Here is a 23,912-nt window from a genome sequence, read left to right as displayed (position 1 = left end):
GCTCCTACTCCCGCTGTTCCCACGCCGCTTGACGTCCTACGGGGAGGGAGCCTACTGGGGCGTGAGAACGGGCTTGTCGGTGAGTCCGGCGTTCCCACACCCCCGCACAGGCGTCCGGGACGAGATCCCGCCAGCCGCCGAGCCCAAGCAGCCGGGTGGCCCTCAGGCCACCACCACCGCCGCCTGCGGTCGGATCGGGAGGCGGTTGACCGGGCGGCCGGTGGCCGCGCGGACGGCGGCGGCCACGGCGGCCGGTGAGGTGACGACGGGGACCGCGCTCGCGGGTTTGGCGCCGAAGGGGGCGACGACGTCGCGTTCCTCGACGAGTTTCACGATGCGAATGTCGGGGGCGTCCAGGGAGGTGGGCAGGGCGTAGCCCGTCAGGTCGGGGTGGCGGACCAGGCCGCGGGAGGTGCGGAGGTTCTCGGTGAGGGCCGCGCCGACGCCCTGGGTGACGCCCGCCTCGATGCGGGTGGCGAGCTGGGCCGGGTTGAGGATGCGGCCGACGTCCTGGGCGACGGCCATCTCGACGACCCGCACCGTACCCAGCTCGACGTCGACGTCCACCACCGCGCGGATGGCGCAGAAGGCGAGACCCACGAAGGCGTCGCCCTGGCCGTTGTCGTCGAGGGGCTCGGTGGGATGCGGGCGGCACTGGGCGGTGGCCCAGAGTTCCTTGCCCTCCAGGGCCTCGGTGACCGTGGTGGACAGCACGCCGTCGTACGAGGTGATCTTGCCGTCGGCGATCTGGAGGAGCTCGGTCGACATGCCGAACTTGTGGGCCAGCGGCTGGAGGAGCTGCGTGCGGACCATCTTCGCCGCGCGTTCCACGGCGCCGCCCGAGACCCAGGTGTGCCGGCCGTGGGTGGCGGGCCCGGCCGGGGGCTGGTCGGTGTCGACGGGGGCGACGTACACCTCGTCGATGCCGAGCGTGTCCTGGACGATCTGGCGGGCCAGGGTCGTGAAGCCGGAGCCGGTGTCCACGGCCGCGCAGATGACGGTGGCGACGCCGTCCTGGACCCGGACCGTGGCCGTCGAGACCTCGTCGGTGCCCTCGGCGCCCAGCATGTGCACCATGCCGAGCGCGTAGCCGACGCCCCGCCGCACCGCGCCGGGCTCCCCCGCGCCGTCCGGGCCGCCGGGCAGCAGCCAGTCGTCCTCCGGGGCGTCCATGGGAAGCGGCGGCAGCGGGTGGTCCCGTACGGCGGAGAGGAGTTCGGCCACCGGTGCCGGGCAGGTCACCGTCTGGCCGGTGGGCAGGATGTCGCCCGTCGCCAGGACGTTGCGCATCCGCAGCTCCGCCGGGTCGACGCCGAGCCGCGCGGCCAGCTTGTCCATCTGCGCCTCGTACGCCGCGCACACCTGCATCGCGCCCTCGCCCCGCACATGCCCGGACGGCGGGTTGTTGGTGCGCACCGCCCAGCCCTCGACGAAGGCGTGCGGGACGACGTACGGGCCGCAGGCGAAGGCCACGGCCGCGGCCAGGGACTCGGAGGAGGAGTCGGCGTACGCGCCCGCGTCCAGCAGGATCTGCGCCTCCACCTTCACAAGGCGTCCCTCGGCGTCCGCGTGGTGGCGGTAGCGCAGCAGGGTGGGGTGGCGGTGGGCGTGGCCGAGGAAGGACTCCTCGCGGGTGGCGGTGAGTTTGACCGGGCAGCCGGTGCGCAGCGCCAGCAGGCCCAGCGGGATCTGGAAGCCGGGGTCCTCGCGGTCGCCGGTGGCCCCGGGCACGCCGGTGACGACCAGCTTGACCTGGTCGGGCGTCAGGCCGAAGCAGGCCGCCGCCAGGTCGCGGTCGGTGTGCGGGTCGGTCGAGGCGGTGTAGAGCTCGACGCCTCCGTCGGGGCGCGGCACGGCGAGCGCCGCCTCCGCGCCGACGGGGGCGGTGTCCTGCCGGCCGATCCGGTACAGGCCCTCGACGACGACCTCGCCGGTCGCCTCCGGGTCGCCGAAGCGCAGCGGGATGTGCCGGATCAGGTTGCCGTCCGGATGCAGGGGCGGGGCGCCGAAGGCCTGCTCGGGGTCGGTGACCGGCTCCAGGACCTCGTACTCGACCGCGATGGCGGCCGCCGCGAGGCGCGCCGTGTCGGGGTGGTCGGCGGCGACGGCGGCGATGGCCTCGCCGTGGTGGCGGACGAGGTCGGAGGCGAAGACGGGACGGTCGGCGACCTTGCGGCCGTACGTGGCGGCGCCGGGCACGTCCGCGTGGGTCACCACGGCCCGTACGCCCGGCATCTCGGCGGCCGCCGTGGTGTCGATCGACACGATCCGGGCGTGCGGGTGCGGGGAGCGCAGGATGGCGGCCCACAGCAGGCCCTCGGCCCACAGGTCGGAGGCGTACGGGAAGGTGCCCTCGGTCTTCGCGCGGGCGTCGGCCTGCGGGAGCGAGACGCCGAGACCGAGGCCGAGGCCGTCGGCCTGCTCCGTGGTCGTCGTGTCGCTGCTCACGCCGTGCCTCCGTCGTGCGGGTGGGGAATCTGGTGCGGGATGCGGGCGGCGGTCTCGTCGCCGGGGCGGGCGGACGCCTCGCGCTCGGCGACCACCTCCCGTACGGCGTCGAGGACGCCCCGGTAGCCGGAGCAGCGGCAGAGGTTGCCGCACAGCGCCTGGCGGGTCTCCAGCTCGGTCGGGGCGTGGTTGCCCTCGAGGAGGTCGTGGACGGTCATGGCCATGCCCGGGATGCAGAAGCCGCACTGCACGCCGCACTTGGCCAGGGCCCGCTGCACGTCGGACGGCTGTCCGTCCACCGCCAGGCCCTCGACGGTCCGCACCTCGCTGCCGGCGGCCGTCGCCGCCGGCACCAGGCAGGAGGCGACGAGCCGGCCGTCGACCTGCACGTTGCACGCGCCGCACTCGCCCTGCGAACAGCCGTCCTTGGCCCCGGCGAGGCCGAGCCGCTCCCGCAGGACGTAGAGCAGCGACTCGCCGATCCAGGAGTCGGTGACGGGGCGGTCGGCGCCGTTCACGCGCAGCGTGTACGAGATGTGGGGGTGCTCGTCGCTTTCGGTGGGCAGGTCCGCCGGCATGCCGGTCGGGATGTCCGTCGGCATGTCGACGGGCGGCGTGGCGGCCGGGTCCACCGGCGGAACCGGAACCTCCTCCGCCGGCGCCTCCTCCGCGACCACCGGCTCGGGCCCGGACTCGTTCTCCGGTACGGGTACGGATGCGGGTACGGGCTCCGCTACGGGCGCGGGTACGAGCTCGGCCTCGGGCGCCGGTTCGGCCCCCGCCCCGTCCTCCGCCGCGGCCTGCGTCTCGTACGCCGCCCCGGCCTCCGCCCCGGCCTGCGCCTCGTACGCCGCCCCGGCCCCTGCCTCGTACGCCGCCCCGTACTCCGGCGACGGCACCGGCTCCGGCTCCGTCACCGCCCACGGCGCGGGAGCGCCGCCCGGCAGCGTCGCCGGGGCACTGCTCGTGTAGTGCGCCGGCGCCGACGCCGTGTACTCGCCCGAGCCGTCCCGGACGTCGCGGACGTCCTGGCCCCCCGGGGCTTCCTCGACCGTCGGGACGGTCCAGGAGGCCGTCTGCTCGTACGCGGCCTCCGGCGCCGGCTCCTGCGGGAACCCCGTCCCGTCCGCCCCCACCGGCGACTGCGTCTGCCACGGCCCCGTGGCCGCCGGGTCCGTCACCGGTTCCGGCGCCGGTTCCGTCGCCGTCAGAGGAGTCAGCGGGGTGATCATCGGCGGCGGGACGTAGCCGTGGCCCGGAGCCTCCAGCGGCACGCCCTCCAGCATGAACTCGGGCGGCAGCTGCACGAACGCCGTCGCGTCGCCGTCGTAGCCCTCGCTCTGCGGGATCGGCTCCCAGCCGCCCGTTCCCTGTGCCCGGCCCTCGTGTGCCCGGTCCTCGTGTGCCCGGTCCTCGTGTGCGTCGCTCACGACAGCGCCCTCCCCAGTGCTCGTCGGGCCAGCGCGGCGACCGTGCGCCGCAGGTGCAGTACGACGGGGGGCAACTGCTCGTCGCCCTGCGGGTCCGGGATGCACGCGGCGGCCACGTAGTCGCCGAACGCCGCCAGCGCCTCCGGGGCGAGGCCCCGCTCGCCGTCCCAGTCGACCAGCGAGGCGATCCACTGCTCCGCCTCCAGCGGCCGCAGCGGCATCGGCGCGATCGCGCCCACCGCGCAGCGCACCCCGCGCCGCGCCGGGTCGAGGACGACGGCGACGGAGGCGGTGGCGCGGGCCGGGCCGGTGCGGCCGGTGGCCTTGAGGAAGACCTGCGGGGCGTGCAGCAGCGGTACGCGGACGAAGGCGACCAGCTCGCCGGGGGCCAGCAGGTCGCGCCCGGCCAGCAGGTGGCTGACGGGCAGCTCGCGGCTGCCGAGCGGGCCGACCACGACCAGTTCGGCCTCCAGGGCGGCGAGCACCGGCAGCGAGTCCCCGGTGGGCGCGGCGGACACGACGTTGCCGCCGAGGGTGCCGGCGTTGCGGATCTGCGGCGGGCCCGCGACGCGCGAGGCGGCGGCCAGGGCCGGGATGAGGGCCGCGAAGTCGGGGCGGCCCATGCGCGCGTGCGTGAGGCCCGCGCCGAGGAGGGCGTGGCCGTCCTGGTACTGCCAGCCGCGGATCTCGTTGATCCGGCTCAGGCCGACCAGGCCCGCGGGGCGCAGCTGCCCTCGGTTGACGGCGGCCATCAGGTCGGTTCCGCCGGCCACGGGCACGGCGGCCGGCATGGCCGTCAGCGCCGCCACTGCCTCGTCGAGCGAGGCGGGCAGCGTCACGGACCGCGCCGTCCGTGATGCCGTCTGTGGTGCGTGCGTGGTCAACCCGCTGCCCCTTCCCGGTGTCCCGGTGATCCCCGACCGTCCCCGGCTGTCACGCCTGTGTGGCCGTACCGTACGTGCTCACGGCCCGGACGTGGCAACTCTGGCACATCTTCCGTGCCGTACGTCGCGAGGGTCCGCGAAGGACGGTTCCGTCCGCGAGGTGCCGGGAACTCCCGCGAGCGCCCGGGACTTCCGTTTTGCCGCTCTTGGGTGACGGGAGGGGGCGGGTGTCTCACACGTTCGGGGGTGGCCCGTCGATCGGGCGGCCGGCGACGCCGGGTCGACGCTGCCAGGGGCGCGGCCCGGAGGGCGGCCGGTAGTCGACGCCGAGGGCGTCCAGGCGCCGGTAGTGGGCGGCCATGCGGCGCTCGAAACCGTCGAGGTCACGGGCATCCGGGGCGGGCAGCGGGGACCAGGCGACCTCGGCGAAGGCGGCGAGCCGGGGGAAGACCTGGTAGTCGACGCGGGCCCGGTTCTCCATCACCTCCGTCCACACGTTGGCCTGCGTGCCCAGGATGTGGGCGGCCGCCTCGGGGGCGAGGCCCGGCGGTACGGGGTCAAAGCGGTAGACGTCGGCGAGGGTGCGCACGTAGCCGATGGGCACCGGTTCGTCCTGGCCCGGCGCCTGACGGTGGTCCAGGTACACGTGCTGCTCGGGGCACATCACGACGTCGTGCCCGGCGCGGGCGGCGGCGATCCCGCCGGCGTAGCCGCGCCAGGACGACACGGCGGCGCCCTTCGTGAGCCCCGGGTCCGTCGTCCCGCCTCCGGCCCGACTCCCGCCCTCCAGGATCTCGTCCCAGCCGATGAGGCGGCGGCCGCGGGCGGCGAGCCAGCGGTCGAAGTGCCGGACGAACCAGGACCGCAGCCCGTCCTCGTCGCCGACGCCGAGCTCCTCGATCCGGGCCCGGGCGGTGGGCGAGGCCCTCCACTGGTCCTTGGGGCACTCGTCGCCGCCGAGGTGGACGAACGGGGAGACGTCGGCCGGGAAGACGTCGAGGACCTCCTCCAGGACCCCTTCGTAGAAGCGCAGGACGTTGTCAGTGGGGGCGAGTACGTTCGGACTGATCCCCCAGGTGTCCCAGACGGAGAGGGCGGTGGTGTCGATGACGTCGGTGTTGCCGAGTTCGGGGTACGCGGCGATGGCGGCCTGCGAGTGGCCGGGCACGTCGATCTCGGGCACGACGGAGATATGCCGGTCGGCGGCGTAGGCGACGATCTCGCGGAGGTCGTCCTGGGTGTAGAAGCCGCCGTGCGGGGTCTCGTTCCACAGCGGTGACGCCCGGTGCCCCCACTTGGTCCGCGCCCGCCAGGCGCCGACCTCGGTGAGGCGGGGGTGGCGCTTGATCTCGACGCGCCAGCCCTGGTCGTCGGTGAGGTGGAGGTGCAGGACGTTCAGCTTGTGCGCGGCCATCAGGTCGAGGTGGCGCAGGACGTCGTCCTTGGGCATGAAGTGGCGGGCGACGTCGAGCATGAGGCCGCGCCAGCGGAAGCGGGGGCCGTCGGAGACGGTGAGCAGGGGCAGGTCCCAGTCGTGCCCGGCCGGCACCACGCGCGCCCTGCGGTGGGCGTCGGGTCCGAGGAGTTGACGCAGCGTCTGGGCGCCCCAGAACACCCCGGCGGGACCGCCGCCTTCGATGAGGACGGCCACGTCGGCCATCGAGCCGTCGGTGGACAGCACGTAGCCCTCGGGGCCGTGCCGCCGCTCCACGTCCTGGCTGATCCGCAGCCGGATCGCGTGCGGGCCGCCGCCGTCGGCGAGCGGCAGGCCGGTGGCGGCGCCGAGCACCGACCTGAGCCAGCGGGCGGTGGCGTGCGTGCCGGGTCCGGCGTCGAGGGTGGTGCGCTCGCCCAGGGCGGCGTACCCGGGCGAGCCGGCGCGGCACGCGGCCTTTGCCGGCGCGGGGATCAGGTCGTGGACGAAGTCCTGGTCGGTGGTCATCGCGTCAGTCCTTCACCGCTCCGCCGAGGCCGGAGACCAGGCGGCGCTGTACGAGTACGAAGAAGACGAGCACCGGGATCGTCATCACGGTCGAGCCGGCCATGATGCCTCCCCAGTCGTTCTCGTCCGGCTTGAAGAACACCAGCAGCGCCATCGGGAGGGTCGACTGCGAGGTGTCGCTGATGAGGAAGGACTTGGCGAAGAGGAAGTCGTTCCAGGTCGAGATGAACGAGAAGACGCTCGTCGCGACGAGCCCGGGGAGGACGAGCGGGAAGAGGATCTGCCACAGGAACCGGGCGCGGCTCGCGCCGTCGATCATCGCCTGCTCCTCCAGGGCCTCGGGCACGGCCTTCACGAAGCCGCGGAGCATCCAGATCGCGAAGGGCAGCGAGAAGGCGATGTGCGGGAGGATCAGCGAGCCCAGGGTGTTGAGCTGGCCGAGGTCCCGCATGAGGAAGAACAGCGGGATGGTCAGCGCTTCGACGGGGACCATCTGCGCGATCAGGAACATGACGAGCAGGGTGGTGCGGAAGCGGAAGCGGAAGCGGGTGACGGCGGTCGCGGCGAGGAAGGCGATGACGGCGGAGGCGAGCACCACCGCGCACGCCACCACGAGGGAGTTGAGGAAGTAGCGGCCGAAGTCCTGCTGTTCGAGGACGCGGCGGAAGGAGTCCAGGGACGGGGCGAGGGTCCAGGGCCGTGGCTCGGCCGACTGGATCTCGCCGGCCGGTTTGAAGGCGGAGAGGACCATCCAGTAGAGCGGGAAGGCGACGGCGGCCGCGACGAGCAGGGCCGCCGCCTCGGCGGCGAGCCGCCCGGGGCGGGTGGGGCGCCGTATCCGGAATCGGGGGCGGGCTTCGGAAGGGGCGGTCACAGTTCTTCTCCCCGGCGGCGCAGCAGACGGAGGTGGACCAGGGTCACGGCCAGCAGGATCAGCAGCATGACGACCCCGATGGCCGAGCCCAGGCTGTACTCGGAGGAGGCGAACGCCTTCTGGTACGCGTACACGTTGAGGACCAGGTTCTGGCCGGCGATGCCGCCGCCCCCGGTCATCACGTAGATCTGGGTGAAGACCTTGAAGTCCCAGATGACCGACTGGATCGTGACGACGGCGAGGATCGGCCGGAGCATCGGGGCGGTGACGGAGCGCCAGATCCGCCACTGCGAGGCGCCGTCGAGGGCGGCGGCCTCCAGGACCTCGGCGGGGACGGCCCGGATGCCGGCGTAGACGGTGACCATCACGAAGGGGAAGGAGCACCAGACGACTTCCGTCAGGACCAGGGCGAAGGCGCTGTAGCGCCCGTAGGTCCAGGAGAAGTCGCCGAGGCCGAGGATGCGGTTGACCGGCCCGTGGTCGGGGTCGAAGAGGAAGACCCAGACGGTGGAGCCGGTGACGGCCGGGGTGGCCCAGGCGCCGAGCGCGGCCAGCATCAGGGCGAGCCGGGGCACGGCGCGGACGCGGGTGAGGAGGACGGCGAGGGCGCAGCCGACGGCGAGGGTGGTGACGACGCAGGCGGCGGCGAAGAGGACGGTGGCGAGGAGGACCTGCCGGAACTGGGGGTCGGAGAAGAGGGTGGTGTAGTTGGCGAAGCCCTGGAAGGAGGTGGGTTCGCCACCGCTGACCTGGGCCTGGGTGTACTCCAGGAAGGAGATCAGGCCGAGTTGGTAGATCGGGTAGACGAGGAGCGCGCCGAGGACGGCGAGGGCGGGGAGCAGATAGAGCCAGGGGGTCCAGGCGGGCCCGCGCCGGCGGGCGGCCGGCCGGGGTGCGGGGGCGGGGGGCCGCGCGGGGGCGGCTTGGCCGGTGGTCTGCCGTGCCGGGCTGCCGGAGGCGGTCGTGGTGGGGCTCATGGGGGCGGTCCGGCGTCTCAGCGGGCGGTCGCGGCGAAGGCGGCGTCCATCTTCTTCGCCGCGTCGGCGGAGGCGGTGCCGACGTCCTTACGGCCGCTGACGATCTCCTGGAACATGGTCGGCAGCACCTGCTCGGCGTCGATCCGTCCCCAGCCGGCCGAGGCGGGGACGAACTTCGTGCCGGCGCCGAGGGTGTCGGTGAAGGGCTTCACGAACGGCTCCTTGCGGGCCGCCTGCTGCCGGACGTCGGTGTATGTGGGCAGGAAGCCCATGGCGTCGAAGAGCCGGGCCTGGGTCTCCTTGCCGGCGAGGGACTTCATCAGGTCGACGGCGAGGGTGCGGTGGGAGGTGCTCTTGAGGACGCCGAGGTTGTTCCCGCCCGCGAAGGCGGGGGTGATGGAGCCGGGGGTGGTGCCGGGCAGCGGCACGACCGCGTACTTCCCCTTGACCGCGCCGGCCTCGACGGCGGCGTGGCTGAAGTCGCCGCCGATGGCCATGGCGGCCTTGCCGGAGGCGAAGGCGGTGACGGTGGCGTTGCCGCCCATCTGGGCGCACTTGGCGGCCGGGCAGTTGTCGTCGCCGAAGAGCGAGGTGTAGGCGGTGATGCCCTTGCGGGCGGCGGGGCTGTCGAGGGCGGACCGGTAGGACGGCCCCTGGGGGGTGGCGAGTTCGCCGCCGTGGGCCCAGATGAAGGGCAGGGCGCCGTAGGTGTACGCGCCGCCGACGGCGATCCCGTACAGCTCGGGCTTGGCCTTGCGGACCTTCTTCGCGGTCGTGACCAGTTCGGCCTGGGTCCTGGGGGCGGTGAGGCCGAGTTCGGCGAAGACGTCGGTGCGGTAGTAGAGGGCGCGGACGCCGACGAACAGCGGGGCGCCGTAGACCTTCCCGCCGACGGTGACGGAGGAGCGGGCGGTGGGGTCGGTGTCCCGGGCTTCGGGCCAGGCGTCGAACTCGGCGGTGACGTCGGCGAGTCCGCCGTCCTTGACGTAACCGGCGGTGTCGGTGTTGCCGTACTCGATCAGGTCGGGCGCGGACGCGGGGTCGTTGAAGGCGGCCTTGACGCGCTGGGCCCGGGTGTCGACGGGGATGTACTCGACCTCGACGTCCACGCCCTTGTGCCGCTGCTCGAAGGCGGCGACGGCCTGGTCGACGACCTGCTGCTTGGGCTTGTTGTCGACCTCCTGGAAGAGCCAGACGCGCAGGGTGCCGCTCTTGTCGTCGGTGGGGGCGGTGCCGCCGGAGGTCTGCGGAGCGCAGGCGGCGAGGGTCACGAGGGCGAGGGCGACGGGTACGGCGATGCGGGCAGGAAGCTTCATGGCGTGCGGTTCCCCTCCGAGCGTGTTGCAACATACGCAACGGGCGTTTCGTGCTGCACAACACGCGTGAGGTTAGGGGCCGGTCATCGCCGCGACAAGTGGTCTCCACCACTCTGTGACCGGCAGAAGCACCCCGTGCAACGAGAACGGCCCCCGGCGTGCGTACACAGGGGTACGCACGCCGGGGGCCGCCCGGACGGGGTGGGACCGCGGACTACTTGTCCTTGCCGCCCTTACCCTTGTCCTTGTCGCCGCCGGAGCCCATGGATTCGTAGATCTCCTTGCACATGGGGCAGACCGGGTACTTCTTGGGGTCGCGCCCCGGTACCCAGACCTTGCCGCAGAGTGCCACCACGGGAGTGCCGTCGAGGGCGCTCGCCATGATCTTGTCCTTCTGGACGTAGTGGGCGTAGCGCTCGTGGTCGCCGTCACCGTGGGACACCTGCGGCGTCGGCTCGACGAGGGTCCCCGTACCTGCCCCGCGCTCGGGCTCGAGAGTGCTCATGGGCCCAGGGTACTGAAAACCGGGGGGTCAGTTCAGCGAAGGGTCGTGCGGGTAGGTGGCGACCATCGCGAGGTCGCCGCGCTGGCGGCGCAGGACCTGGCGCCAGAGGGTCTCGGGGCGCGGCGAGGAGACGTCGCCGGGCTCGGACTCCACCACGTACCAGGCGCCGTCGCCGAGCTCGGCCTCCAGCTGGCCCGGGCCCCAGCCCGCGTAGCCGGCGAAGATCCGCAGGGCGCCGATGGCCGGGCCCAGGAGCTCGGGCGGGGCCTCCAGGTCGACCAGGCCGATCGCCCCGTGCACCCGACGCCAGCCGAGCGGGCCCTCGTCGCCGGGGATGACGGCGATGCCGAGGGCGGCGTCGAGCGACACCGGGCCGCCCTGGAAGACGACACCGGGCTCGCCGGCCAGGTCGGCCCAGGGGGCGAGGATGTCGCCGACGGTCACCGGTGTGGGCCGGTTGAGGACCACGCCGAGGGAGCCCTCGTCGTCGTGGTCGAGCAGCAGGACCACCGCGCGGTCGAAGTTGGGATCGGCCAGCGCGGGCGTGGCGACGAGCAGCCGTCCTGTGAGCGAGGACACCTCGGTCATGCGACACATGATCCCGCATCTTCGGCGATTGCGGGGGTTGTCCGGCCGGGTCGGGGGTAGGCGGGCCCAGTCCCAGGTCAGCCCGGCCCCTCCACGGCGGCCGACAACAAGTGGACGGTGACGCTCCGCAAGATCACGGGAACGGAGGGTGTTGTGCCGAATTCATTACGTTCGCGGGGCCCCCTCAGCCACACAAGTGGGGTGTCATCGCCCCTTACCCTTTTCTCTGGCCACCCGACCGACGACCCGGAACGCGAGATCCATGACCGGCACAGACAGCCATGATGTACTGCTCGTCCATGGCGGAACCCCGCTGGAGGGCGAGATCCGCGTCCGCGGCGCGAAGAACCTCGTGCCCAAGGCGATGGTCGCCGCCCTGCTCGGCAGCGAGCCGAGCCGACTGCGCAACGTGCCCGACATCCGTGACGTCCGCGTGGTCCGCGGACTGCTCCAGCTGCACGGCGTGACGGTCCGCCCCGGCGAGGAGCCGGGCGAGCTGATCATGGATCCGACGCATGTCGAGTCCGCCAACGTCGCCGACATCGACGCCCACGCCGGCTCCTCCCGGATCCCGATCCTCTTCTGCGGCCCGCTGCTGCACCGCCTCGGCCACGCCTTCATCCCGGGCCTGGGCGGCTGCGACATCGGCGGCCGGCCGATCGACTTCCACTTCGACGTGCTGCGCAAGTTCGGCGCGACGATCGAGAAGCGGGCGGACGGGCAGTACCTGGAGGCCCCGCAGCGGCTGCGCGGCACCAAGATCCGCCTGCCGTACCCGTCCGTCGGCGCGACCGAGCAGGTGCTGCTCACCGCCGTCCTGGCGGAGGGCGTCACCGAGCTGTCCAACGCCGCCGTGGAGCCGGAGATCGAGGACCTCATCTGCGTGCTGCAGAAGATGGGCGCGATCATCGCCATGGACACCGACCGGACCATCCGGATCACCGGTGTCGACCAGCTCGGCGGCTACAACCACCACGCCCTCTCGGACCGCCTGGAGGCGGCCTCCTGGGCGTCGGCGGCGCTCGCCACCGAGGGCGACATCTACGTGCGCGGCGCGCAGCAGCGCTCGATGATGACCTTCCTCAACACCTACCGGAAGGTCGGCGGCGCCTTCGAGATCGACGACGAGGGCATCCGCTTCTGGCACCCGGGCGGCTCGCTCAACGCCATCGCCCTGGAGACGGACGTGCACCCCGGCTTCCAGACCGACTGGCAGCAGCCGCTGGTGGTGGCGCTCACCCAGGCCGCGGGCCTGTCCATCGTCCACGAGACGGTGTACGAGTCGCGGCTCGGCTTCACCTCCGCGCTGAACCAGATGGGCGCGCACATCCAGCTGTACCGCGAGTGCCTGGGCGGCTCGGACTGCCGCTTCGGCCAGCGCAACTTCCTGCACTCGGCGGTCGTCAGCGGCCCGACCAGGCTGCAGGGCGCGGACCTGGTCATCCCGGACCTGCGCGGCGGCTTCTCGTACCTGATCGCGGCCCTCGCGGCGCAGGGCACCAGCCGGGTGCACGGCATCGACCTGATCAACCGCGGCTACGAGAACTTCATGGAGAAGCTCGTGGAGCTCGGCGCCAAGGTCGAGCTGCCGGGCAGCGCGCTCGTCTAAGCGCCTGCGACCGCTTCTGGCGGACGAACGAGAGGGCGGCCACCCCCTGACAGGGTGGCCGCCCTCTCCGCTTGCCTCAGGCCGTCTGTACGGCCTCGCGGCGCGCGCTGCCTACAGGCTGCTTACTTGCCCTTGGCGGCTTCCTTGAGCTTCGAGCCCGCGGAGACCTTCACGCTGTAGCCGGCCGGGATGTTGATCGGGTCGCCGGTCTGCGGGTTACGAGCGGTGCGAGCGGCACGGTGGGTGCGCTCGAAGGTCAGGAAGCCGGGGATGGTGACCTTCTCGTCACCCTTGGCGACGACCTCGCCGACGGTCTCGGCGAGCGCGGCCAGCACGGCGTCGGCGTCCTTGCGGGTCACCTCGGCGCGGTCGGCCAGGGCGGCCACCAGCTCACTGCGGTTCATTTCGTTACTCCCGTGTTTCTACTTGCCTGTGAGGCGGGTTGCCTGTGAGGCGGGCCACGCGGCGGAGCCGCATGACGGGCACTGCGAAGCCGATGCTGCCAGGGCCCTCGGACAGTCCCCGGACCCGGGTCTGGTGACAGACCCTCGCGCCCAGACCGCATCCTGCCCCCACCAGCGGCGGGAACGCCAATCCGGCACCCCCTGGGGTCACACGAAAAGCGCCAGTGCCCACCGGTGGTGACGTAGCGTCGACTCCGCGGGGACCATGCGCAGCCGAACTACCACCCTAAAGGCGGGTTTGGGGTGCGGCACCCCGCGACACGCGCGCCAAGGCCGCCCCCCGGGGCCCGAGGGCCCGAGGGGCGGTGTGGAGCGGGAGCGGCGCCGGGCCGGCACCGGGGCGGGGCCGGGGCGGCGCCGGGGGAGCCGGGGGGCTCAGGCGCCCGCGCCGGCCGCCTTCGCCGCGGTGCGCACGGCGCCCGCGACCGCGCCCGCGACCTTGTCGTTGAAGACCGACGGGATGATGTAGTTCGGGTTCAGCTCGTCCTCGGTGACGACGTCGGCGAGGGCGCTGGCCGCGGCCAGCATCATCTCCGTGTTCACCGTCCGGGACTGGGCGTCGAGCAGACCGCGGAAGACACCCGGGAACACCAGCACGTTGTTGATCTGGTTGGGGAAGTCCGAGCGGCCGGTGGCGACGACGGCGGCGGTCTGGCGGGCGATCGCCGGGTCGACCTCCGGGTCCGGGTTCGCGAGCGCGAACACGATGGCGCCGTCGGCCATGGCGGCCACGTCCTCGCCGCCCAGCACGTTGGGGGCCGAGACGCCGATGAAGACGTCGGCGCCGACGACGGCCTCCTTGAGGGTGCCGGTGACGCCCTCGGGGTTGGTGTTGTCGGCGATCCAGCGCAGCGGCGAGTCCGGCGTGGCGTCCACCAGGTCCTCGCGGCCCGCGTGGACGACGCCGTGGATGTCGGCGACGACCGCGTGCTTCACACCGGCCGCGATCAGCAGCTTCAGGATGGCCGTACCGGCCGCGCCGGCGCCGGACATGACGACCCGTACGTCACCGATGCCCTTGCCGACCACGCGCAGGGCGTTGGTCAGGGCGGCGAGCACGACGATGGCGGTGCCGTGCTGGTCGTCGTGGAAGACGGGGATGTCGAGGGCCTCGCGCAGCCGGGCCTCGATCTCGAAGCAGCGGGGCGCGGAGATGTCCTCCAGGTTGATGCCCGCGAAGCCGGGGGCGATGGCCTTGACGATCTCGACGATGGCGTCGGTGTCCTGGGTGTCCAGGCAGATCGGCCAGGCGTCGATGCCGGCGAAGCGCTTGAAGAGGGCCGCCTTGCCCTCCATGACGGGCAGGGCGGCCTTGGGGCCGATGTTGCCGAGGCCGAGGACGGCGGAGCCGTCCGTCACGACCGCGACGGAGTTGCGCTTGATGGTGAGGCGGCGGGCGTCCTCGGGGTTCTCGGCGATCGCCATGCACACGCGGGCCACGCCCGGGGTGTAGACCATGGAGAGGTCGTCACGGTTGCGGATGGGATGCTTCGACGCCATCTCGATCTTGCCGCCGAGGTGCATCAGGAACGTACGGTCGGAGACCTTGCCGAGGACGACGCCCTCGATGCCGCGCAGCTGCTCGACGATCTCCTCGGCGTGCGCGGTGGAGGTCGCGGCGATGGTGACGTCGATGCGGAGCTTCTCGTGGCCGGAAGCGGTGACGTCGAGGCCGGTGACGGAACCGCCGTGGGACTCGACGGCCGTGGTGAGCTGCGAGACCGCGGTGCCGCTCGCGGGCACCTCGAGCCGGACCGTCATCGAGTACGAGACGCTGGGCGCCGTTGCCATGGCCGTGTTCCTCTGCTTTCCCTAGCTTCGTTGCTACGCCGGCCCGGCTGGTTGCCCGGCGGCGCCCTCCGATGGTCGCACCTACCTGCCGGTAGCAGGTAATACGGTCTTTTCGTTTTCGGAAAGTAGTTTCCACCATACGAGAGAACGTCCGGAAACAGAAGAGGCCCCCGCCCCCCGAAGGGGGCGAGGGCCTCTCACGTAAGCGACACCGACCCGCCATGCTCGCCTCGCGGCAAGTGGTCCCTCGAAGGGACGAAGGTTGGGCCCGGGGGCTTGGATCGAGCCGGTGTCACGACAAGGCTAACAAACCACCCCCGGAAGCGATTCCCGCGGCGCGGGTTGACGCGAAATGACCCCCGGTCGGCCCGCTCCTCCGCTCCGGATGCCGGCCGAACGCCCCCCGGCTGCCGATCCGCCCGCCGCCCCGGATCAGTCCCGGCCACCGCCGTCCTGACTCGGTCCGCGCAGCTCCGGCTCAGTCGCGCAGCAGGTCCGGGACGCCGTCCGCGTCGGGCAGGTCCCGGTCACCCGAGACCACCGTCAGGGCCTGCGTGGACCGGGTCAGCGCCACGTAGAGCACCCGCAGGCCGGCCGGCGACTCGTCCGCGATCTCCGCGGGCGAGACCACCACCGTGGCGTCGTACTCCAGGCCCTTCGCCTCCAGGGAGCCGAGCGCCACCACCCGGTCGCCGAGCCCGTCGAGCCAGCGGGCGGCCTCCGCGCGCCGGTCCATGGCGACGACGACGCCGACCGTGCCGTCCACCCGCTCCAGCAGCCGCTCCGCCTCGGACCGTACGGTTTCGGCCAGCTCGCCCTTGTCCCCCACCGCGACGAAACGCGGCTCGACGCCGGTGGAGCGCACCGCCTTCGGCGACTCCTTGCCGGGCATGGCGAGCGCGAGCACCTTGGCGGCGAGCTCGGCGATCTCGGCCGGGTTGCGGTAGTTCACGGTGAGCTCGAAACGGCGCCGGGGCCGGGTGCCGAGGGCCTCGTCGCGGGCGGCGGCGGCCTCGTCCGGGTCGGACCAGGAGGACTGCGCGGGGTCTCCGACCACGGTCCAGGTGGCGTGCCGACCGCGCCGGCCGACCATCCGCCACTGCATGGGCGTGAGGTCCTGGGCCTCGTCGACGATGACGTGCGCGTACTCGGTGCGCTCGGCCGCGAGCCGCTCGGCCCGCTCCCGCTGCGTCTCCTCCCGTACGGGCATGAGCTCCTCCAGGCCCGTGAGCTGGTCCAGCGGGTCGTACTCCCGCTTCTTGCGGGGCCGCGCCGGGGTGCCGAGGAGGGTCTGGAGCTCGTCGAGCAGGGCCACGTCGTGCACGGACAGGCCGGGGCGGCGCAGCGAGCGGGCCAGCCGGCGGACCTCGCCGGGGTTGAGGATCCGGCGGGCCCAGCGGCCGAGCCGCTTCTCGTCGGCCATGGCGTCGAGGACCCGGCGCGGGGTGAGCTCGGGCCACCAGGCGTCCAGGAAGGCGAGGAAGGAGTCCTCGGTGGACACGTCCTCGTCGAAGGAGGAGCGCAGCTCGGCGGCGAGCTCGGGGTCGCTGTGCCGGCCGGCCGCGCCCGACTTGGCGTACAGCGCGTCGAGCAGCAGCCGGCGGGCGCGGGGGCGCAGCAGGTTGACGGGCGCGGTACCGCCGAGGACGTTGTGGCGGATGCGCCTGAGTTCGTCGGCGCCGAGTTCCAGGCGGCGGCCGAAGGCGACGACGCGCAGCAGGGCGGGGGTGCCGGCCGGGGCGGCGGGGGCCTCGTCGTCCCCGTCCAGGGTGAGCTGGGCCTTCGGCGCGGGGGTCTCCAGGGCGCCGCGGGCGGCCTTGCGCAGCACGGCGAGCATCCGGGAGGAGCCCTTGACCCGGGCGACGGCGGGCTCGTCGTACGCGTCGGCCTCGGCCCCGTCGACGAGCGAGCCGAGCGCCCGGATGGCGACCTGGCCCTCCTCGCCGAGCGAGGGCAGCACGCCCTCGGTGTACGAGACGAGCAGCGGGGTCGGCGAGACGATGAGGATGCCGCCCGCGTAACGGCGCCGGTCCTGGTAGAGCAGGTAGGCGGCGCGGTGCAGGGCGACGGCGGTCTTGCCGGTGCCGGGGCCGCCCTCGACGTAGGTGACGGAGGCGGCGGGGGCGCGGATGACCAGGTCCTGCTCGGCCTGGATGGAGGCCACGATGTCCCGCATGGTGTGACTGCGGGCCTGGCCGAGCGCGGCCATGAGGGCGCCGTCGCCGATGACGGGCAGCTCGCGGCCGTCGAGGGTGGCCTTCAGCTCGGGGCGCATCAGGTCGTCCTCGACGCCGAGGACCTTGCGGCCCTTGGAGCGGATGACGCGGCGGCGCACGACCCGGCCGGGGTCGACGGGGGTGGAGCGGTAGAACGGGGCGGCGGCGGGCGCCCGCCAGTCGATGACCAGCGGGGAGTAGTCGGCGTCCAGGACGCCGATCCGGCCGATGTGCAGGGTCTCGCCGATCTCGGCGTACTGCTGGCCGCCCTCGGTCCGTACGGCGTCCTCGGCGGGCTCGACGGAGGTGTAGGCGCCGTCGGGGCCCTTCTTGCCGTCCTTGCCGTAGAGGAGGTCGATGCGGCCGAAGAGGAAGTCCTCGAACTCGTTGTTGAGCCGGTTGAGGTGGATTCCGGCGCGGAAGACCTGGGCGTCGCGCTCGGCGAGGGCGCCGGGCGTGCCGACCTGGCCCCGCTGGGCGGCGTCGTTCATCAGGAACTCCGCCTCGTGGATCTTCTCCTCGAGGCGGTGGTAGACCCGATCCAGATGTTCCTGTTCGACACCGATCTCGCGGTCCCTGACCGTGTCGACGGCTTCCTGCGCGGCCACCGGGCCCCCTTCTGACGTGCACTGGGCAGCCTTCGAGGCTACGCCACCGGGTGGGGCCGTGTCAGGCCTGGTGCCGTGTCAGGGGGTGGCGTATCGGGACGGGTGGTGGGTCGGGGCCGGTGGCGGGGGGGCGGGGGGCCGGCGGTGTGGTGGCGTGGTGGGCAGCGGCCGGCGCGGTGGCGGGCGGCGGGCGGGGTGGGTCCGGGGCGCGCTGGTTGTCGGTGGCCGCCGGTAGCGTCCGTTCAGGGGAGGTCGCGGGAGGACCTGGCAGGACGGGGGAGGACGTGGGAGGACGTGGGAGGGGACGTGGACGAGGAGCCGGCCGAGAAGGGCGAGGCGGGTCCGGCGGGCGCGGCGGACGAGGCGGACGAGGCGGGCGCGGCGGGTCCGGCCGGCGAGGCGGGTCCGGCCGGCGAGGTGGGTCCGGCCGGCGCGGCGGGCGAGGTGGGCGGCTGGGGTGACGACCGGTGGCGTGCCGCGCACCGGGCCGCGCTCGACCATCTGGTCCGGCTCGTCGCCGGCTCGCCGCTCGGGGACGAGCTGGTGCTGCGGGGCAGCGCGGTCATGCCGGCCTGGGTGGGGGCCGAGGCGCGGGAGCCCGCCGATCTCGACTGGATCGTGCCGCCGCCGCTGCTGGTCCCGCTGGATCCCGCGCATCCCTACCCGTACGTGGACGAGCTCGCGACCGTCCAGCAGTGGCCCGAGGCGGCCGACGGCGCCGGCCGCTACGAGATCTGGACCTTCGAGGAGTTCGAGACCCGTGGCCTGCACCCACGGCTGCCGCCCGAGGGGCTGCGCTGGGTCGTCGAGCCGGAAGCGCCGGTGGAGCCGGAGACCACCGCGCCGCACGAGGTCCTGCTCGCCCTGGTGCGGGAGAACCCGGTGGCCGCGCCCGGTGTGGTGCTCGACGCGGACGGCGCCCGTGTCGACGGGACGTGGACCTACACGGCGTACGACTGTCCGGGCATCCGCCTCGTCGTGCCCTGGACGGCGCAGGCCCTCCCGCCGGACCTGCCGCCGGGCCGGGTGCGGCTGGACTTCGCCCGCGACGAACGGCTCCCGGAGCCGCCGGTCCTGACGGCGGTGCCGCGCGGGGACGGCTCGGGGCGGACCGTGGTGCGGACCGCCGGGCGCGCGCTGTCGCTGGCCTGGAAGCTGCTGTGGCTGTACGAGGACTCGGCGACGGAGGGGCGGGCGCGGGCCAAGGACCTCTACGACGCGGTGCTCCTCGCGGAGGCGGAGGGCGCCCCGCCCTCGCGCGCGCTGCTGCGCAGGGTCTTCGGCGTCTTCGGCGACCGGCCGGACGTCGAGGCCCCGGGCCTGGGCACCCCGGACGGGTGCGAGCCGGACGGGTGCGCGCCGGGCCGACGGCAGATCGTGCTGCCGCCCGCCGACTGGGAGGCCTTCCGCGCCGAGCACCCACGGGTGCGGGGTACGGCCGAGGAGTGGCTGGAGCGGCTGCGCCGGGCGCTGGAGCCGTAGCGGGGCGGGGACCCGGAAGCGGGGAAGGGGCGCGGGGAGAGGGGCGCCGGGAGAAGCGAGGGCGTCCGGGAAAGGGGGGGCCGGCCCGGGCGTACGGGGGAGCCGCCCGGGCCGGCGGCAACCGGACTGCTCGGGGGCGTGCCGTCCGGTTGACATGGTGTCCCCGCAGGTCAGCGCGGGGCACCCACAGCATGAACGTTCAACTGTTTATTATCTACGGACCGTTTTTCCTAGTAATTCGCGCACGGACATATGGGGGGTGTGGTGAACAAGACGGCGCTACGGGCCCTTCTGAAGGAACGCCGTGAACTGATCGCACCCGAGTCCCACGGCCTCTCCCGGCCGACCGGCCGCGGCCGGCGCGCCCGCGGCCTGTCCCAGCAGCAGGTCGACGAGCTGACCTGCCGTGCGGTCGACACGTACAACCGCCTGGAGACCGGCCGCTATCCGAACCCGCCCGCCGACTACCTGCGGCAGGTCGGCCGCCTCTTCGGCCTCAACGAGCAGGAGTGGGTGATGCTCTGCCGGTACGCGGGGATCGGCGACCCGCCCGGACCGCTCACCCCTTCCTCCGGCCTGGAGGTCCCCGGGGTGTGGCAGGAGGCCGTCGACGGCATCGGCCACATGGCGTACGTCACCGATGCCTCCTGCAACCTGCTCGCCCACAACCGGCACTTCGCCGACATGCACCCGGGGCGCCGGGTCCCCGCGAACACCATGCGGTGGATGCTCCTCGACCAGGAGGCCCGCGAGACGACCCTCGTCGACTGGCACACCGTGTGGGCCCCGCTGGTCCTGCCGCAGCTGCGCGCCGCACTCGCCGCGCGCCCGGAGGACGAGACCCTGCGCCGGATCGAGCGGGAGGTGCGCGCGGACCGGGACCTCGGCCCGATGTGGGAGGCGGGCGGCGCCCACATCCACCCGGACGGCGACGAACGGCCGCTCCACCACGCCCTCCACGGCCCGGGCCACGTCAGCATCTGTGCCGCCCAGCCACTCACGGCCCCCGGCGCCCGTCTGATCATCATGTTGTTCCGGCCGGGCCCCGGGAAGTCCCACCCGAGGGTGCCGATGCTGCGGGCGGAGCACTGAAGCATCGGCACCCTGGGACGGCTGGGCTCCTACGAGAGGGCCGGCGGCGGGTCGTCGTGCAGGACGCGCTGGAAGAGGTGGTGGTCGCGCCAGTCGCCGTCGATGTGGAGATAGCGGGGCGCGGTGCCGATCCGCTCGAAGCCGCACTTGTCGAGGACCCGCTGGGAGGCGTGGTTGTGGAGCAGGGTGCAGGCCTCGATCCGGTGCAGGCCGAGCTCCTCGCGGGCGGCCCGGCACGCCTCCTCGACCAGGGCGGTGGCCAGGCCGCGTCCCGCGTGGTCCTCGGCGACCCAGTAGCCGAGCGAGGCGCTGCGGAAGGGGCCGAGCGCGATCCCGGACAGCGTGACCGACCCGACGATCACCTCACCCGCACCGCCCACACCGTGCCCACCGCCGGCACCCTCCGCACCGCCGACACCGTGCGCACCGCCGGCATCATCCGCGCCGCCGACACCGTGCGCACCGCCGCCCCTGTCGGCCCTGCCTGCCCCGTCAGCGCTGCCCGGTCCGTCGGCCCTGCCCGGCCCGTCGACCACGGCGAACCACCGCGGCCGTCCGTCGCCGAGCCGTGCCGCCTGCCCCTCGGCCGTGTAGTAGGTCTCGCTCCACCGCGGCTCCCAGGGCCGCAGGTACGCCCGGTTGCGGAGCAGTGCGTCGGCGAGGGCGGCGGCGTCGGCGGGGGTGCCCGGTCGGATGCGGACGTTGTCGGGGATCTTGGTCATCCGCGTACGGTAATCGCGCGGGCGCACCGGTGGGTGCGGACCCCCTACGTCCCCTCGCCCGCCCCGTACTTCGTGTCCGCCGCCGGGTCGAGGGCCAGTCGGTAGCCCCGTTTGACCACCGTCTGGATCAGCTTCGGTGCGCCCAGGGCCGTGCGGAGGCGGGCCATCGCCGTCTCGACGGCGTGCTCGTCGCGGCCCGCGCCCGGCAGGGCGCGGAGGAGTTCGGGGCGGCCGACGACCCAGCCGGGGCGGCGGGCGAGCAGGCCGAGCAGGGCCATGCCGGCCGGCGGGACCGGGCGCAGGGCGCCGTCGACGAGGACCGCGTGGCCGCGGATCTCGATGCGGTGGCCGGCGACCGGCAGCACCCGGGCCCGGGCGGGCAGCTCCTGGCACAGGAGCTGGACGAGGGGGCCGAGCCGGAAGCGCTCGGGCTGGTGGGTGTCGACGGCGAGGGCCTGCAGCGGAAGCGCCGTCACGGGGCCGACGCAGACCGGAAGCACGTCGTGCCGCAGGGCGGCGAGGAGCTCGTCGAGGAGCCCGCGGTCGCGCGCCCGGTCGAGCAGGGAGGCGGCAGCCGGGGCGCTGGTGAAGGTCACGGCGTCCAGGGCGCGGCCCACGGTCGCGTCGAGCAGCCGGTCGAGCGGGGCGATGTCCTCGGGCGGCATCCAGCGGTAGACGGGGACGGGCACGACCTCCGCGCCGGCCGCGCACAGCGCCTCCACGAAGCCGGGCAGCGGCTCGCCGTGCAGCTGGAGGGCGATCCGCCGCCCCGCGACGCCCTCGTCGAGGAGCCGGTCGAGGACCTCGGCCATGGACTCCGAGGACGGCGACCAGGACTCGGTGAGCCCGGCCGCCCGCACGGCGCCCTTCACCTTGGGGCCGCGGGCGAGCAGTTCGACCCCGCGGAGCCGGTCGACGAGCTGTTCGCCGAAGCCCCAGCCGTCGGCGGCCTCGACCCAGCCGCGGAAGCCGATCGCCGTGGTGGCGACGACGACGTCCGGGGCGTGGTCGATGAGGTCCTTGGTCGCGGCGAGCAGCTCGGTGTCGTCGGCCAGGGGCACGATCCGCAGCGCGGGGCCGTGGACGACGCCCGCGCCGCGGCGGCGCAGCAGCGCGATCAGCTCGTCCGCGCGCCGGGCCGCCGTGACCCCGACGGTGAAGCCGGCCAGGGGCCCCTGCTCGCCCGGCCCGCCGGCCCCGCGCCCGCCGCCGCCCGCCGCGCGCCCACCGGACCCACCCGGCCGGCCCGTCCCGTTCTCGCGCGTCTCGTTCTCGCCCGTCCCGTTCTCGCGCGTCCCGTTCTCCCCCGTCCCGTTCTCGCGCGTCTCGTTCTCGCCCGTGTGGCGCTCGTCCATGTCGTGCTGTTCGCCCATGTCGTGCTCGCCCCTGTCGTGCTCGTCCCTGTCGGCCGAGACTGCCGGGGCCGCGTGTCGGTCTCGGTTCGCGCGTATTTCCTGGTCGTTACGGCCGTACGGGCCCACTGTGACTCATACCTCGGCGGGTGCGCGCCGCTGTTCCGCTCCGGCGGCGGTGTCCGGGACGGGGGCCACGGCGGAGGGCCGGCGAAGGTATACCGCCCAGGTGACCAGCATGCACGCCGCGTAGAAGGCGAGGAAGGCGACGAAGGCGGCGGTGCCGGAGCCGACGGTGAGGAAGGACTGGCGGAAGGCGAGGTTGATGCCGAGGCCGCCGAGCGCGCCGACCGCGCCGATGAGCCCCATCGAGGCACCGGACAGGCGCCGGCCGTACGCCTCGGCCTCCTCGCCCGCGAGGCCCTTGCGGTGCCCCTGGGTGAGGAAGATCGCCGGGATCATCTTGTACGTGGAGCCGTTGCCGAGGCCGCTGAGGACGAAGAGGCCGATGAAGCCGACCAGGAAGAGGGCGAGGGACTCCACGACCGAGGCGTAGAGGACGACCCCGGCGGCGAGGGCCATGGCGGCGAAGGTGGCCAGGGTGATGCGGGCGCCGCCGTGCCGGTCGGCGAGCGCGCCGCCGACCGGACGGACGAGCGAGCCGAGCAGCGGGCCGATGAAGGTGAGCGAGGCGGCCTGGAGCGGGGTGCGCCCGAACTGGGTCTGGAGCACCAGGCCGAAGGCGAAGCTGTAGCCGATGAAGGAGCCGAAGGTGCCGATGTAGAGGAAGGCCATGATCCAGGTGTGGCGGGCCTTCACGGCCTCCTTGACGGCGCCGGTGTCGTTCCTGACGGGCGCCAGGTTGTCCATGAACAGCGCGGCGCACACGGCGGCGACGACGATCAGCGGAAGGTAGACGCCGAGGACGATCCTCGGGTGCATCGCTCCGGCGGTGCCGATGACGAGAAGGCCGACGAGCTGGACGACGGGGACGCCGATGTTGCCGCCGCCCGCGTTCAGGCCGAGCGCCCAGCCTTTCTTCCGCAGCGGAAAGAAGGCGTTGATGTTGGTCATGGACGAGGCGAAGTTGCCGCCGCCGACGCCGGTGAGGGCGGCGACGAGCACGAAGGTGCCGTACGAGGTGCCCGGCTCCATCACCGCGTAGGCGAGGCCCGTCGGCAGCAGGAGCAGCAGGGCGCTGAAGATCGTCCAGTTGCGGCCGCCGAAGCGGGCGACGGCGAAGGTGTACGGGATGCGGATGAAGGCGCCGACGACGGTGGCCGTGGCGATGAGGAAGAACTTGCCCGCCGGGTCGACGCCGTACTGGGGCCCCATGAAGAGGACCATGACGGACCACAGGCTCCAGATCGAGAAGCCGATGTGCTCCGCCAGCACCGAGAACCACAGGTTCCGGCGCGCGATCCGCTCCCCCTGTTCACGCCAGAAGGTCTCGTCCTCCGGCTCCCAGCGTTCGATCCACCGGCCGCCCATCTCGCACCTCCACGCTGTCGGTCCCCTTGCCCCAGTGCTCGGGTCCCTGTGGGGCCGACGCTAGAAAGGCCGCGTTTCAGGGCGGTGCCGTGAGGTGACGGGTACGGAACCTTGCTCTCAC

General features: G+C 73.5%; 18 protein-coding genes. 3 read left to right on the top strand and 15 right to left on the bottom strand.

Features of this window, described 5'->3' with window-relative positions:
• Positions 1 to 162 precede the first annotated feature (162 nt).
• The 9 genes from ABTZ91_RS29145 to ABTZ91_RS29105 form a co-directional block, all read right to left on the bottom strand.
• Entirely contained in the window at positions 163 to 2,448 is a 2,286-nt protein-coding gene (locus ABTZ91_RS29145; RefSeq protein WP_352080197.1) for a molybdopterin cofactor-binding domain-containing protein, read from the bottom strand.
• On the bottom strand, positions 2,445 to 3,878 hold the full coding sequence (locus ABTZ91_RS29140; protein WP_407078051.1) for a 2Fe-2S iron-sulfur cluster-binding protein: 1,434 nt from the start codon (positions 3,876 to 3,878) through the stop codon (positions 2,445 to 2,447). The genes ABTZ91_RS29145 and ABTZ91_RS29140 overlap by 4 nt, the downstream gene beginning before the upstream one ends.
• Positions 3,875 to 4,762 (bottom strand): FAD binding domain-containing protein, encoded by an 888-nt coding sequence (locus ABTZ91_RS29135; protein ID WP_352080196.1) that lies wholly within the window; start codon positions 4,760 to 4,762, stop codon positions 3,875 to 3,877. Before ABTZ91_RS29135 ends, ABTZ91_RS29140 begins: the two co-directional genes overlap by 4 nt.
• Positions 4,763 to 4,994: 232 nt before the next feature.
• The gene (locus ABTZ91_RS29130; RefSeq protein WP_352080195.1) at positions 4,995 to 6,704 is read right to left on the bottom strand and encodes a beta-N-acetylhexosaminidase; all 1,710 of its coding nucleotides are present in this window, start codon (positions 6,702 to 6,704) and stop codon (positions 4,995 to 4,997) included.
• A 4-nt stretch (positions 6,705 to 6,708) separates the two neighbouring features.
• Positions 6,709 to 7,578 (bottom strand): carbohydrate ABC transporter permease, encoded by an 870-nt coding sequence (locus tag ABTZ91_RS29125; protein WP_352080194.1) that lies wholly within the window; start codon positions 7,576 to 7,578, stop codon positions 6,709 to 6,711.
• Positions 7,575 to 8,555: a sugar ABC transporter permease gene (locus ABTZ91_RS29120; protein ID WP_352080193.1), complete on the bottom strand. Its 981-nt coding sequence runs from the start codon at positions 8,553 to 8,555 to the stop codon at positions 7,575 to 7,577. The genes ABTZ91_RS29125 and ABTZ91_RS29120 overlap by 4 nt, the downstream gene beginning before the upstream one ends.
• Before the next feature lie 17 nt (positions 8,556 to 8,572).
• Positions 8,573 to 9,871, bottom strand: coding sequence for an extracellular solute-binding protein (locus tag ABTZ91_RS29115; protein WP_352080192.1), 1,299 nt, complete (start codon positions 9,869 to 9,871; stop codon positions 8,573 to 8,575).
• Between the two features lie 214 nt (positions 9,872 to 10,085).
• Entirely contained in the window at positions 10,086 to 10,376 is a 291-nt protein-coding gene (locus ABTZ91_RS29110) for a DUF3039 domain-containing protein (RefSeq protein WP_352080191.1), read from the bottom strand.
• 27 nt (positions 10,377 to 10,403) lie between these two features.
• Positions 10,404 to 10,964, bottom strand: a complete 561-nt coding sequence (locus ABTZ91_RS29105) for a YqgE/AlgH family protein (RefSeq protein WP_352080190.1) — start codon at positions 10,962 to 10,964, stop codon at positions 10,404 to 10,406.
• 262 nt (positions 10,965 to 11,226) lie between these two features.
• Here ABTZ91_RS29105 and murA point away from each other — a divergent pair, with 262 nt between their 5' ends.
• A complete protein-coding gene (gene murA, locus ABTZ91_RS29100) occupies positions 11,227 to 12,573 on the top strand; it encodes a UDP-N-acetylglucosamine 1-carboxyvinyltransferase (protein WP_352080189.1) in 1,347 nt (448 codons plus the stop codon).
• 122 nt (positions 12,574 to 12,695) lie between these two features.
• Here the strand turns inward: murA and ABTZ91_RS29095 are convergent, their stop codons facing one another.
• From ABTZ91_RS29095 to ABTZ91_RS29085, 3 genes are all read right to left on the bottom strand, one after another.
• Complete coding sequence (locus ABTZ91_RS29095; RefSeq protein WP_017237029.1) at positions 12,696 to 12,977, bottom strand: HU family DNA-binding protein; 282 nt, start codon at positions 12,975 to 12,977, stop codon at positions 12,696 to 12,698.
• 435 nt (positions 12,978 to 13,412) lie between these two features.
• On the bottom strand, positions 13,413 to 14,828 hold the full coding sequence (locus tag ABTZ91_RS29090) for an NAD-dependent malic enzyme (protein WP_352080188.1): 1,416 nt from the start codon (positions 14,826 to 14,828) through the stop codon (positions 13,413 to 13,415).
• 478 nt (positions 14,829 to 15,306) lie between these two features.
• The gene (locus ABTZ91_RS29085) at positions 15,307 to 17,652 is read right to left on the bottom strand and encodes a UvrD-helicase domain-containing protein (RefSeq protein WP_352080187.1); all 2,346 of its coding nucleotides are present in this window, start codon (positions 17,650 to 17,652) and stop codon (positions 15,307 to 15,309) included.
• Between the two features lie 444 nt (positions 17,653 to 18,096).
• On the opposite strand from ABTZ91_RS29085, the gene ABTZ91_RS29080 reads away from it, so the two are divergent.
• Both ABTZ91_RS29080 and ABTZ91_RS29075 read left to right on the top strand, forming a co-directional pair.
• Positions 18,097 to 19,134, top strand: a complete 1,038-nt coding sequence (locus ABTZ91_RS29080) for a nucleotidyl transferase AbiEii/AbiGii toxin family protein (protein ID WP_407078052.1) — start codon at positions 18,097 to 18,099, stop codon at positions 19,132 to 19,134.
• 264 nt (positions 19,135 to 19,398) lie between these two features.
• Positions 19,399 to 20,226 (top strand): helix-turn-helix domain-containing protein, encoded by an 828-nt coding sequence (locus ABTZ91_RS29075; RefSeq protein WP_352080185.1) that lies wholly within the window; start codon positions 19,399 to 19,401, stop codon positions 20,224 to 20,226.
• 29 nt (positions 20,227 to 20,255) lie between these two features.
• On the opposite strand, the gene ABTZ91_RS29070 is transcribed toward ABTZ91_RS29075, so the two are convergent.
• From ABTZ91_RS29070 to ABTZ91_RS29060, 3 genes are all read right to left on the bottom strand, one after another.
• Positions 20,256 to 20,948, bottom strand: a complete 693-nt coding sequence (locus ABTZ91_RS29070) for a GNAT family protein (protein ID WP_352080184.1) — start codon at positions 20,946 to 20,948, stop codon at positions 20,256 to 20,258.
• A gap of 44 nt (positions 20,949 to 20,992) precedes the next feature.
• Positions 20,993 to 22,321 (bottom strand): uroporphyrinogen-III synthase, encoded by a 1,329-nt coding sequence (locus tag ABTZ91_RS29065; RefSeq protein WP_352080183.1) that lies wholly within the window; start codon positions 22,319 to 22,321, stop codon positions 20,993 to 20,995.
• A 114-nt stretch (positions 22,322 to 22,435) separates the two neighbouring features.
• Positions 22,436 to 23,791, bottom strand: a complete 1,356-nt coding sequence (locus tag ABTZ91_RS29060) for a nitrate/nitrite transporter (protein WP_352080182.1) — start codon at positions 23,789 to 23,791, stop codon at positions 22,436 to 22,438.
• Between the last annotated feature and the right edge of the window lie 121 nt (positions 23,792 to 23,912).

The sequence above is a fragment of the Streptomyces sp. NPDC126499 genome (genome assembly GCF_040302485.1).
GTDB lineage: Bacteria > Actinomycetota > Actinomycetes > Streptomycetales > Streptomycetaceae > Streptomyces.
Note: the sequence above shows the minus strand (reverse complement) of the source record. Positions and strands in the feature narration are given on the sequence as shown.

Coding starts and splice junctions, on each gene's coding strand:
- ABTZ91_RS29130 (WP_352080195.1), bottom strand. CDS start 6,704: ATGACCACCGACCAGGACTTCGTCCACGACCTGATCCCCGCGCCGGCA.
- ABTZ91_RS29120 (WP_352080193.1), bottom strand. CDS start 8,555: ATGAGCCCCACCACGACCGCCTCCGGCAGCCCGGCACGGCAGACCACC.
- ABTZ91_RS29115 (WP_352080192.1), bottom strand. CDS start 9,871: ATGAAGCTTCCTGCCCGCATCGCCGTACCCGTCGCCCTCGCCCTCGTG.
- ABTZ91_RS29110 (WP_352080191.1), bottom strand. CDS start 10,376: ATGAGCACTCTCGAGCCCGAGCGCGGGGCAGGTACGGGGACCCTCGTC.
- ABTZ91_RS29105 (WP_352080190.1), bottom strand. CDS start 10,964: ATGACCGAGGTGTCCTCGCTCACAGGACGGCTGCTCGTCGCCACGCCC.
- murA (WP_352080189.1), top strand. CDS start 11,227: ATGACCGGCACAGACAGCCATGATGTACTGCTCGTCCATGGCGGAACC.
- ABTZ91_RS29095 (WP_017237029.1), bottom strand. CDS start 12,977: ATGAACCGCAGTGAGCTGGTGGCCGCCCTGGCCGACCGCGCCGAGGTG.
- ABTZ91_RS29090 (WP_352080188.1), bottom strand. CDS start 14,828: ATGGCAACGGCGCCCAGCGTCTCGTACTCGATGACGGTCCGGCTCGAG.
- ABTZ91_RS29070 (WP_352080184.1), bottom strand. CDS start 20,948: ATGACCAAGATCCCCGACAACGTCCGCATCCGACCGGGCACCCCCGCC.
- ABTZ91_RS29065 (WP_352080183.1), bottom strand. CDS start 22,321: ATGGGCGAACAGCACGACATGGACGAGCGCCACACGGGCGAGAACGAG.
- ABTZ91_RS29060 (WP_352080182.1), bottom strand. CDS start 23,791: ATGGGCGGCCGGTGGATCGAACGCTGGGAGCCGGAGGACGAGACCTTC.